Genomic DNA, 4296 nt, shown 5'->3' on the forward strand with positions numbered 1-4296 from the left:
GGATGAAAGTGGTAAAGAATATATCGACGCCATTGCTTCATGGTGGGTCAATCCTTATGGCCACTCGAATCGCTTTATTGCGGATGCGATTTATAAACAACTTACTACCTTAGAGCACGTACTTTTTGGAGGTTTTACGCACGAACCCGCTGTTGTTTTATCCGAGAAATTAGTCGAAATCTTACCTAGCAATCAGCAAAAACTCTTTTTTTCGGATAATGGTTCTACCGCTGTCGAAATTGCGATAAAAGTGGCTTTGCAGTATAACTTTAACAAGGAATTTCAAAAACGACGATTATTGCTTTTGAAGATGCTTTTCATGGCGACACCTTTGCGGCTATGGCGGCAAGTGGAATTTCTTTCTTTACCGAAGCTTTTCAAGGAATGATGATTGATGTTGTTCGGATTCCAGTTCCAGTGCAGGGAAAGGAAACAGAAAGTATAGCGGCCCTTCAAAAAGCAATCGCCGATAAAAATTGTGCGGCTTTTATTTTTGAACCCTTAATACAAGGTGCCGCAGGAATGGTGATGTATGCACCTGAAGCTTTGGATAACTTGCTTCAAATTTGCAAAGAAAACCAAGTATTGACCATTGCTGATGAAGTGATGACAGGTTTCGGTAAAACGGGAAAAAACTTTGCCTGCGATTATTTAGAAATTTTGCCAGATATGATGTGTTTGTCTAAAGCCTTGACTGGGGGCACTATTCCTATGGCGATTACGACTTTCACTAAAGCGATTTTTGATGCTTTTTATGATGATGATATCAATAAAGCCTTGTTTCATGGCCATACCTTTACGGCAAATCCAACGGGTTGCGCTGCGGCACTGGCCAGTATCGAATTGTTGCAAACCGAAACGATGCAGTCCAACATTCAACGCATTCATCAACGCCATTTGGACTTTCAAAAACATATAGGAATACACCCAAAAGTAAGTAATACTAGAGTTTTTGGGGTGATTTTTGCTTTGGAAATCAAGACAGATAGCAGCTTTAGTTATTACGGCTCATTGCGCAATAGGCTTTACGATTTTTTTATTGAAAATGGAGTAATTCTGCGTCCAGTTGGGAATATAGTTTACATTTTGCCACCCTACGTAATTACCGATGCACAGTTGCAAAAAGTGTATGAAGTAGTGGAAAGTGCTTTGGAAATAGTGTAAATTTGCTCAAAATTTTTCACAGAGATTCACAGAGAAAATCGCAAAGAAGCACAGAGGTAATTATATATTTCCTCTGTGAATCTTTTTAAGTGCTTTGTGAATCTTTGTGAAATTAAATACATCGATTTGTCACAAATTATCTCTATAACTGCCCTGTCCTCTATTTCCCCTTTGGGCAATGACCCGAAGACCATTTGGGAAAACTATCAACATCCTTCAACTTGTTTTTCGGAGCAGTTTTTAGACCATCAAAAGACTTGGGTAGCTGCTTTGGATGCCGCTTCACAACAAGAAGTTTTGGCTTTACAACAAACGGATATTAAGTACAAGTCATTAGACAAGTCGGTGTTGTATGCTATGGTGGCAGCAAGAAAAGCGATGGCGCAGGCAGGTTGGGAAAAAGGAGGCAGTTTTGGTATCAACATTGGCTCTTCGAGAGGTGCCACCGATTTGTTCGAAAAACATTTTCAAGAATATTTAACCACGGGAAAAGCCCAAACTTTAGCTTCACCCACTACTACTTTGGGAAATATTTCGTCTTGGGTGGCGCATGATTTGCAAAGTACCGGTCCCGAAATTTCGCATTCTATTACTTGTTCTACTGCTTTGCATGCTCTACTCAACGGAGTCGCTTGGTTGCGAGCGGGAATGGCAAATCAGTTTTTGGTAGGTGGTAGTGAAGCGCCCTTGACTGATTTTACGATAGGTCAGATGCGCGCTTTGAAGATTTATACTCAAAACAAAGAGGGTCATCATGAGCCTGTCGAATGGCCCAACCGTGCTTTGGATTTGGATAAAAAGCAAAACACAATGGTTTTGGGTGAAGGCGCAGCAGTATGTTGTTTAGAATTAGGAAAGAAAGCAAACGCCTTGGCTTTTATTGAAGGCATTGGCTACGCTACAGAAATTTTGGAACATAACATTTCAATCTCGGCAGAAGCCATTTGTTTTCAAAAATCGATGGCAATGCTCTACTTCGGAAAACACGCCGTTTTCGCAATAGAGCCATTGCCATCGATTTTTGAAAACAAATGGCTTCTGCCGAGATTGAAATGTTATGTTCCAAAATTTCTGTAGCGTAGCCAATGCCTTCAATAAAAGCCAAGGCGTTTGCTTTCTTTCCTAATTCTAAACAACATACTGCTGCGCCTTCACCCAAAACCATTGTGTTTTGCTTTTTATCCAAATCCAAAGCACGGTTGGGCCATTCGACAGGCTCATGATGACCCTCTTTGTTTTGAGTATAAATCTTCAAAGCGCGCATCTGACCTATCGTAAAATCAGTCAAGGGCGCTTCACTACCACCTACCAAAAACTGATTTGCCATTCCCGCTCGCAACCAAGCGACTCCGTTGAGTAGAGCATGCAAAGCAGTAGAACAAGTAATAGAATGCGAAATTTCGGGACCGGTACTTTGCAAATCATGCGCCACCCAAGACGAAATATTTCCCAAAGTAGTAGTGGGTGAAGCTAAAGTTTGGGCTTTTCCCGTGGTTAAATATTCTTGAAAATGTTTTTCGAACAAATCGGTGGCACCTCTCGAAGAGCCAATGTTGATACCAAAACTGCCTCCTTTTTCCCAACCTGCCTGCGCCATCGCTTTTCTTGCTGCCACCATAGCATACAACACCGACTTGTCTAATGACTTGTACTTAATATCCGTTTGTTGTAAAGCCAAAACTTCTTGTTGTGAAGCGGCATCCAAAGCAGCTACCCAAGTCTTTTGATGGTCTAAAAACTGCTCCGAAAAACAAGTTGAAGGATGTTGATAGTTTTCCCAAATGGTCTTCGGGTCATTGCCCAAAGGGGAAATAGAGGACAGGGCAGTTATAGAGATAATTTGTGACAAATCGATGTATTTAATTTCACAAAGATTCACAAAGCACTTAAAAAGATTCACAGAGGAAATATATAATTACCTCTGTGCTTCTTTGCGATTTTCTCTGTGAATCTCTGTGAAAAATTTTGAGCAAATTTACACTATTTCCAAAGCACTTTCCACTACTTCATACACTTTTTGCAACTGTGCATCGGTAATTACGTAGGGTGGCAAAATGTAAACTATATTCCCAACTGGACGCAGAATTACTCCATTTTCAATAAAAAAATCGTAAAGCCTATTGCGCAATGAGCCGTAATAACTAAAGCTGCTATCTGTCTTGATTTCCAAAGCAAAAATCACCCCAAAAACTCTAGTATTACTTACTTTTGGGTGTATTCCTATATGTTTTTGAAAGTCCAAATGGCGTTGATGAATGCGTTGAATGTTGGACTGCATCGTTTCGGTTTGCAACAATTCGATACTGGCCAGTGCCGCAGCGCAACCCGTTGGATTTGCCGTAAAGGTATGGCCATGAAACAAGGCTTTATTGATATCATCATCATAAAAAGCATCAAAAATCGCTTTAGTGAAAGTCGTAATCGCCATAGGAATAGTGCCCCCAGTCAAGGCTTTAGACAAACACATCATATCTGGCAAAATTTCTAAATAATCGCAGGCAAAGTTTTTTCCCGTTTTACCGAAACCTGTCATCACTTCATCAGCAATGGTCAATACTTGGTTTTCTTTGCAAATTTGAAGCAAGTTATCCAAAGCTTCAGTGCATACATCACCATTCCTGCGGCACCTTGTATTAAGGGTTCAAAAATAAAAGCCGCACAATTTTTATCGGCGATTGCTTTTTGAAGGGCCGCTATACTTTCTGTTTCCTTTCCCTGCACTGGAACTGGAATCCGAACAACATCAATCATCATTCCTTGAAAAGCTTCGGTAAAGAAAGAAATTCCACTTGCCGCCATAGCCGCAAAGGTGTCGCCATGAAAAGCATCTTCAAAAGCAATAATCGTCGTTTTTGAAATTCCTTGGTTAAAGTTATACTGCAAAGCCACTTTTATCGCAATTTCGACAGCGGTAGAACCATTATCCGAAAAAAAGAGTTTTTGCTGATTGCTAGGTAAGATTTCGACTAATTTCTCGGATAAAACAACAGCGGGTTCGTGCGTAAAACCTCCAAAAAGTACGTGCTCTAAGGTAGTAAGTTGTTTATAAATCGCATCCGCAATAAAGCGATTCGAGTGGCCATAAGGATTGACCCACATGAAGCAATGGCGTCGATATATTCTTTACCACTT

The 4296-nt window shown here is 40.5% G+C and carries 4 pseudogenes; 2 read left to right on the forward strand and 2 right to left on the reverse strand.

Annotated elements, in window-relative coordinates:
* Positions 1–1164 (forward strand): annotated as a pseudogene (bioA, locus tag BXU11_RS17570) (adenosylmethionine--8-amino-7-oxononanoate transaminase); the annotation flags it as partial.
* A 126-nt stretch (positions 1165–1290) separates the two neighbouring features.
* A pseudogene (locus tag BXU11_RS17575) lies at positions 1291–2133 on the forward strand (beta-ketoacyl synthase N-terminal-like domain-containing protein); the annotation flags it as partial.
* A gap of 31 nt (positions 2134–2164) precedes the next feature.
* Here BXU11_RS17575 and BXU11_RS17580 read toward each other — a convergent pair.
* Positions 2165–3013 (reverse strand): annotated as a pseudogene (locus BXU11_RS17580) (beta-ketoacyl synthase N-terminal-like domain-containing protein); the annotation flags it as partial.
* A 126-nt stretch (positions 3014–3139) separates the two neighbouring features.
* A pseudogene (bioA, locus tag BXU11_RS17585) lies at positions 3140–4296 on the reverse strand (adenosylmethionine--8-amino-7-oxononanoate transaminase); the annotation flags it as partial.

Origin of the sequence: Flavobacterium sp. LM5, assembly GCF_002017945.1 — a bacterium.
GTDB classification, from domain to species: domain Bacteria; phylum Bacteroidota; class Bacteroidia; order Flavobacteriales; family Flavobacteriaceae; genus Flavobacterium; species Flavobacterium succinicans.